Origin of the sequence: Streptomyces sp., assembly GCF_031178505.1 — a bacterium.
Lineage (GTDB): Bacteria > Actinomycetota > Actinomycetes > Streptomycetales > Streptomycetaceae > Streptomyces > Streptomyces gulbargensis.
Window position 1 is genome coordinate 1 of sequence record NZ_JAPSIW010000402.1, and the last position, 6,366, is coordinate 6,366.

Here is a 6,366-nt window from a genome sequence, read left to right on the forward strand (position 1 = left end):
CAGCTAGGAAATTCGGGGCGTGGACATGCCGTCCAGGTTAAGGGGGGCGCCCATCCGGCGCGCGGGATTTTCATCCCATCGGTCCGTCGTCCAGGGAAGCGCGGGTCGCGGATGCGCCGCCGTCTCGTCGCGCCCGCAATCGGCCGCGCCCCCGGTCACCCCGATGGTCGTTGCATAAAACTACAGCTGCACGTATAGTCATGCCATCCATGAGGAGGGTTCTTTCGATGACGGTACGAGCAGCAGTGGCGGGTGCGAGCGGCTACGCGGGAGGCGAGCTCCTGCGTCTCCTCCTCGCCCACCCCCACGTCGAGATCGGCACCCTGACCGGCCACTCCAACGCCGGCCAGCGGCTCGGGGCGCTCCAGCCCCACCTGCTGCCCCTCGCCGACCGCGTCCTCGCGCCCACCACCGCCGAGGAGCTCGCCGGGCACGACGTCGTCTTCCTCGCCCTGCCGCACGGGCAGTCCGCCGCCGTCGCCGAGCAGCTCGGGCCCGACGTCCTCGTGGTCGACATGGGCGCGGACTTCCGGCTCAGGGAGCCCGCCGACTGGGAGACGTACTACGGTTCCCCGCACGCCGGTACCTGGCCCTACGGCCTCCCCGAACTGCCGGGTGCCCGTGCCGCGCTGGAGGGGTCCAAGCGCATCGCGGTGCCCGGCTGCTACCCCACCGCCGTCTCGCTCGCCCTCTTCCCGGCCTACGCCGACGGGCTCGCCGAACCCGAGGCCGTGATCGTCGCCGCCTCCGGGACCTCCGGCGCCGGCAAGGCCCTCAAGCCGCACCTGCTCGGCAGCGAGGTCATGGGCAACATGTCCCCCTACGGGGTCGGCGGCGGCCACCGGCACACCCCCGAAATGATCCAGAACCTCAGCGGACCGGCGGGGGAGCGGGTCACCGTCTCCTTCACGCCCACCCTGGCGCCCATGCCCCGCGGCATCCTCGCCACCTGCACCGCCGCCGCCCGGCCGGGCGTCACCGCCGAGGCCGTACGGGCCGCGTACGAGAAGGCCTACGCCGACGAGCCGTTCGTCCACCTGCTGCCGGAGGGGCAGTGGCCGGCGACCGCGTCCGTGCACGGTTCCAACGCCGTTCACGTCCAGGTCGCCCTCGACGCGAGCGCGCACCGGATCATCGCGATCAGCGCCATCGACAACCTCACCAAGGGCACCGCCGGCGGCGCGGTGCAGAGCATGAACATCGCCCTCGGCCTCCCCGAGGACACCGGACTTTCCACGATTGGAGTCGCTCCATGAGCGTCACCGCAGCGCAGGGATTCACGGCGGCGGGCATCGCCGCCGGGATCAAGCAGAACGGCAACCCGGACCTGGCCCTCGTGGTCAACACCGGGCCGCGCCGCGCCGCCGCGGGAGTCTTCACCTCCAACCGCGTCAAGGCCGCCCCCGTCCTCTGGTCCCAGCAGGTCCTCGCCGACGGCGAGCTGACGGCCGTCGTCCTCAACTCCGGCGGCGCCAACGCCTGCACCGGTCCGCAGGGCTTCCAGGACACCCACGCCACCGCCGAGAAGGTCGCCGAGGTGCTCAGTGCCCGCGGCACGGAGACCGGCGCCGGGGACGTCGCCGTCGCCTCCACCGGCCTCATCGGCGTCCTCCTCCCCATGGACAAGCTCCTCCCCGGCGTCGAGAAGGCCGCGGCCGAACTGTCCGAGCACGGCGGCGAGAAGGCCGCCATCGCCATCAAGACCACCGACACCGTCCACAAGACCGCCGTCGTGGGCCGGGACGGCTGGACGGTCGGCGGCATGGCCAAGGGCGCCGGCATGCTCGCCCCCGGTCTCGCCACCATGCTCGTCGTCCTCACCACCGACGCCGACCTGGACTCCGCGGCCCTCGACAGCGCCCTGCGCGACGCCACCCGCGTCACCTTCGACCGGGTGGACTCCGACGGCTGCATGTCCACCAACGACACCGTGCTGCTCCTCGCCTCCGGTGCCTCCGGCGTCACCCCCGCCCAGGACGAGTTCGCCGAGGCCGTACGGGCCGTCTGCGACGACCTCGGCCGCCAGCTCATCGGTGACGCCGAGGGCGCCAGCAAGGACATCAGGGTCGAGGTGATCAACGCGGCCACCGAGGAGGACGCCGTCGAGGTCGGCCGCTCCATCGCCCGCAACAACCTCCTCAAGTGCGCGCTCCACGGCGAGGACCCCAACTGGGGCCGGGTGCTCTCGGCCATCGGCACCACCCGCGCCGCCTTCGAGCCCGACCTCCTCAACGTCGCCATCAACGGCGTCTGGGTCTGCCGGAACGGATCGGTAGGAGAGGACCGCGACCTCGTCGACATGCGCTACCGGGAGGTCGTGATCACCGCCGACCTCGCCGCCGGCACCGCCTCCGCCGTCATCTGGACCAACGACCTCACCGCCGACTACGTCCACGAGAACAGCGCCTACTCGTCATGACCAACGCCACGCGGAAGCACACCGCGCTCCCCAAGGCCGAGATCCTCATCGAGGCGCTGCCCTGGCTCACCCGCCACCACGGCAAGACCGTCGTCATCAAGTTCGGCGGCAACGCCATGGTCGACGAGGAGCTCAAGGCCGCCTTCGCCCAGGACGTCGTCTTCCTGCGCCACGCCGGCCTCAAGCCGGTCGTCGTGCACGGCGGCGGCCCCCAGATCAGCGCCGCCCTCGACCGGCACGGCCTGGTCAGCGAGTTCCGGGCCGGCCTGCGCGTGACGACCCCCGAGGCCATGGACGTCGTACGGATGGTCCTCGCCGGCCAGGTCCAGCGCGAGCTCGTCGGGCTGCTCAACCAGCACGGCCCGCTCGCCGTCGGCCTCACCGGCGAGGACGCCCACACCATCACCGCCACCCGCCACCGGCCGGTGATCGACGGCGAGGCCGTCGACATCGGCCGGGTCGGTGAGATCACCGCCATCGACACCGGCGCCATCGAGGCGCTCCTGGAGGACGGCCGGATCCCGGTCATCTCCTCCATCGCACGTTCCCAGGACGACGGACATGTCTACAACGTCAATGCTGATACGGCGGCTGCGGCTCTCGCTGCGGCGCTGGGTGCCGAGACCCTGATGGTCCTGACCGACGTCGAGGGCCTCTACGAGGACTGGCCGAACAGCGACGAGGTCATCAGCCGGCTCACCGCGAGCCAGCTGGAGAAACTGCTGCCCGAGCTCTCCAGCGGCATGGTCCCCAAGATGGAGGGCTGCCTGCACGCCGTACGGAACGGGGTCACCACGGCCCGCGTCATCGACGGCCGGGTCCAGCACTCCATCCTGCTGGAGATCTTCACCGACGAGGGCATCGGCACGATGGTCGTGCCCGACGGAACCACCGACCGGCGGCGCGCCACCGAGGGGGAGTCATGAGCGGCAACCAGGACCTGACCGAGCGGTGGCAGGGCTCGCTCATGGACAACTACGGCACCCCCCGGCTGCCTCTCGTCCGCGGCGAGGGCGCCCGGGTCTGGGACGCCGACGGCAAGGAGTACCTGGACTTCGTCGGCGGCATCGCCGTCAACGCCCTCGGGCACGGCCACCCGGCCGTCGTGGACGCCGTGAGCCGGCAGATCGCGAGCCTCGGCCACGTCTCCAACCTCTTCGTCGCCGAACCGCCCGTCGCCCTCGCCGAACGCCTCCTCGGCCTCTTCGGCCGGCCCGGCCGGGTCTTCTTCTGCAACTCCGGCGCCGAGGCCAACGAGGCCGCGTTCAAGCTCGGCAGGCTCACCGGCCGGCGCCACATGGTCGCCACCGACGGCGGCTTCCACGGCCGCACCATGGGTGCGCTCGCCCTCACCGGCCAGCCCGGCAAGCAGGGCCCCTTCCTGCCGCTGCCCGGCGACGTCACCCACGTCCCGTACGGCGACACCGAGGCGCTGCGCGCCGCGGTCACCGAGGACACCGCCTTCGTGATCATCGAGCCCGTCCAGGGCGAGAACGGTGTCGTCGTGCCGCCCGCCGGCTACCTGCGGGCGGCCCGGGAGATCACCCGCGCCACCGGCACGCTCCTCGTCCTCGACGAGGTGCAGACCGGCATCGGACGCTGTGGTCACTGGTTCGAGCACCAGGCCCACGAGGGCGTCGACCCCGATGTCGTCACCCTGGCCAAGGGCCTCGGCGGCGGCCTTCCGCTGGGCGCGACCGTCGCCTTCGGCCCGGCGGCGGAGCTGTTCGGCCCCGGCCACCACGGCACCACCTTCGGCGGCAACCCGGTCGCCTGCGCCGCCGGCCTCGCCGTCCTGGACACCCTCGCCGCCGACGCCGCCCTCGACCACGTGAAGGCGGTCGGCGAGCGGCTGCGGAGCGGAATCGAGGCCCTGGGGCACCCGTTGGTCTCCCACGTCCGTGGCGCGGGTCTGCTCCTGGGTATCGTGCTCACCGGGCCCCTCGCACCCCAGGTGCAGCAGGCGGCCCAGGACGCCGGCCTCCTGGTGAACGCGCCCGCGCCCGACGTCGTACGGATCATGCCTCCGCTGGTCCTCGCCGACGCCGAGGCCGACGCCTTCCTCCGGGCGCTGCCCGGGGTCCTGGACGTGGCGAACGGGCAAGGACGAAGCGGAGAATGAGACGACGATGACCGACGCGCAGGAGAACCAGCACTGGGGGACCCCCCAGGCGGAGCCTGGAGCAGGACCGTCCGTTCCGCAGACCCGTACCGCCCGCCACCGCAGGATCGTCGACATCCTCAACCGGCAGCCGGTGCGCTCGCAGAGCCAGCTCGCCAAGCTCCTCGCCGACGACGGGCTGAGCGTCACCCAGGCGACGCTCTCCCGCGACCTGGACGAACTGGGCGCGGTGAAGATCCGCAACACCGGCGGCGAGCTGATCTACGCGGTCCCCAGCGAGGGCGGTTTCCGCACCCCGCAGGCCCCGCTCGGCGAGTCCGCCAAGGAGGAGCGGATGCGCCGTCTCTCCGGCGAGCTGCTGATCTCCGCCGAGGCCTCCGCCAATCTGGTCGTCCTGCGGACCCCGCCGGGCGCCGCCCAGTTCCTCGCGTCGGCCATCGACCAGGCCGAACTGCACGCCATCCTCGGCACGATCGCGGGTGACGACACCCTGCTGCTCATCTCCCGCGATCCGGCCGGCGGCCAGGCCCTGGCCGACCACCTGCTGCGCCTCGCGCAGAAGGAGCGCTGACCCGCTCCCGTACCGGACCCCTCAGTACCGTGTGATCGCCGTCGGACCGCTCCGCGTTCCGACGGCGATGTGCGGTCGGCGCGCCGGATCCGCCCAGTCCAGGATCGCGCGCATCGCCTCCTGAGGTACGGACACGCACCCGGCCGTCGCGCCCCGCCCGTTGACGTGCAGGAAGATCCCGGCACCCCGCCCGCGCACCGGCCGGTCGTAGTTGAAGCCGACGACCAGCGCGTGGGTGTACTGGGCGCGGTACGTGACGAGGTGTTCGGCCTCGGCGGCGCGGCAGTCCGGCGGCAGACCCTCGACCCAGCGGTTGTACGCGCGCGCGTCGTTGTCCTGGCACCACCAGGAGCGGTCGGTCACCCGGCGGTACCGGTAGGCGGTGCCTCCTGGCGGAGGAGCGATGCCGAAGGCGTACGGGAGCCGGTAGAGCCCCGTCGGCGTCGTGTTCGTGCCCTGCCGTCGGGCGGCGCCCTCCACGAGCCCGCCCGCCCCGAACCGGGCGGGCGCGGACCCCGCCCTGACCCAGCGCCCGCCGCGCCGGTCCCACCAGCTCACCGTCCCCGTGGTGGCTCCCGCCTCGGGGGCCTGGGCGGTGATGAGCTGGGAGCCGCCGCCGGTGTCCGCCATGCGCGCGGGCAGCGGGACCGGAGGCGGCGCCGCCCCGAGGGACAGCAGGGCGGCGCCGAGTACGAGAAGGGTGCGCATGGCGGCGACGCTAGGCGCGCCGGGGTCCCCGCGCACGGCGTACGGGGCTGTTCGGCGGGCACGGCACCGCTTTCACCCGTAGGAGGACAGACGGATTGACGAATCATGCATGACTCTGCATACTCATGCATAACGTGGTCGCGGTCCACGATCACCCCGCGTTCGACTGAGGAGCACAGCTGTGAGCAGCAACAACGGTGACGTCCGGCTCTGGGGCGGCCGGTTCGCCGACGGTCCCGCCGAGGCCCTGGCGAAGCTGTCCGCGTCGGTCCACTTCGACTGGCGGCTCGCGCCGTACGACATCGCCGGTTCCCGCGCCCACGCGCGTGTGCTCCACTCCGCCGGGCTGCTCACCGAGGACGAGCTGACCCGCATGCTGGCCGGTCTGGACCGGCTGGAGGCGGACGTCGCCGACGGCTCCTTCGTCGGGACCGTCGCCGACGAGGACGTCCACACCGCCCTGGAGCGGGGCCTCCTGGAGCGCCTCGGTCCGGACCTCGGCGGCAAGCTGCGCGCCGGCCGGTCCCGGAACGACCAGGTCGCCAC

General features: G+C 72.6%; 7 protein-coding genes. 6 read left to right on the forward strand and 1 reads right to left on the reverse strand.

Annotated elements, in window-relative coordinates; translation table 11 throughout:
- Nucleotides 1–227: 227 nt before the first annotated feature.
- Genes argC through RIF68_RS23420 form a run of 5 tightly spaced genes read left to right on the forward strand, consistent with a single transcriptional unit; the run spans nucleotide 228 to nucleotide 5,112 of the window.
- Nucleotides 228–1,256 (forward strand): N-acetyl-gamma-glutamyl-phosphate reductase, encoded by a 1,029-nt coding sequence (argC, locus tag RIF68_RS23400; RefSeq protein WP_309053256.1) that lies wholly within the window; start codon nucleotides 228–230, stop codon nucleotides 1,254–1,256.
- Entirely contained in the window at nucleotides 1,253–2,419 is a 1,167-nt protein-coding gene (gene argJ / locus RIF68_RS23405; RefSeq protein WP_309053257.1) for a bifunctional glutamate N-acetyltransferase/amino-acid acetyltransferase ArgJ, read from the forward strand. The genes argC and argJ overlap by 4 nt, the downstream gene beginning before the upstream one ends.
- On the forward strand, nucleotides 2,416–3,345 hold the full coding sequence (gene argB, locus RIF68_RS23410) for an acetylglutamate kinase (protein ID WP_309053258.1): 930 nt from the start codon (nucleotides 2,416–2,418) through the stop codon (nucleotides 3,343–3,345). Before argJ ends, argB begins: the two co-directional genes overlap by 4 nt.
- On the forward strand, nucleotides 3,342–4,541 hold the full coding sequence (locus tag RIF68_RS23415; RefSeq protein ID WP_309053259.1) for an acetylornithine transaminase: 1,200 nt from the start codon (nucleotides 3,342–3,344) through the stop codon (nucleotides 4,539–4,541). The genes argB and RIF68_RS23415 overlap by 4 nt, the downstream gene beginning before the upstream one ends.
- 7 nt (nucleotides 4,542–4,548) lie before the next feature.
- The gene (locus RIF68_RS23420) at nucleotides 4,549–5,112 is read left to right on the forward strand and encodes an arginine repressor (RefSeq protein WP_309053260.1); all 564 of its coding nucleotides are present in this window, start codon (nucleotides 4,549–4,551) and stop codon (nucleotides 5,110–5,112) included.
- 21 nt (nucleotides 5,113–5,133) lie between these two features.
- Here RIF68_RS23420 and RIF68_RS23425 read toward each other — a convergent pair whose 3' ends face one another.
- Nucleotides 5,134–5,820 carry a L,D-transpeptidase family protein gene (locus RIF68_RS23425; protein WP_309053261.1) on the reverse strand — a complete coding sequence of 229 codons (687 nt, stop codon included), beginning with the start codon at nucleotides 5,818–5,820 and terminating at the stop codon, nucleotides 5,134–5,136.
- Nucleotides 5,821–6,001: 181 nt separating this feature from the next.
- On the opposite strand from RIF68_RS23425, the gene RIF68_RS23430 reads away from it, so the two are divergent.
- Nucleotides 6,002–6,366: lyase family protein (locus RIF68_RS23430; protein WP_309053262.1), on the forward strand; the 365-nt coding region annotated here is incomplete at its 3' end.

What these genes read in the sequence shown, in the direction of transcription:
- argC (WP_309053256.1), top strand. Translation starts at nt 228, where the DNA reads ATGACGGTACGAGCAGCAGTGGCGGGTGCGAGCGGCTACGCGGGAGGC.
- argJ (WP_309053257.1), top strand. Translation starts at nt 1,253, where the DNA reads ATGAGCGTCACCGCAGCGCAGGGATTCACGGCGGCGGGCATCGCCGCC.
- argB (WP_309053258.1), top strand. Translation starts at nt 2,416, where the DNA reads ATGACCAACGCCACGCGGAAGCACACCGCGCTCCCCAAGGCCGAGATC.
- RIF68_RS23415 (WP_309053259.1), top strand. Translation starts at nt 3,342, where the DNA reads ATGAGCGGCAACCAGGACCTGACCGAGCGGTGGCAGGGCTCGCTCATG.
- RIF68_RS23420 (WP_309053260.1), top strand. Translation starts at nt 4,549, where the DNA reads ATGACCGACGCGCAGGAGAACCAGCACTGGGGGACCCCCCAGGCGGAG.
- RIF68_RS23425 (WP_309053261.1), bottom strand. Translation starts at nt 5,820, where the DNA reads ATGCGCACCCTTCTCGTACTCGGCGCCGCCCTGCTGTCCCTCGGGGCG.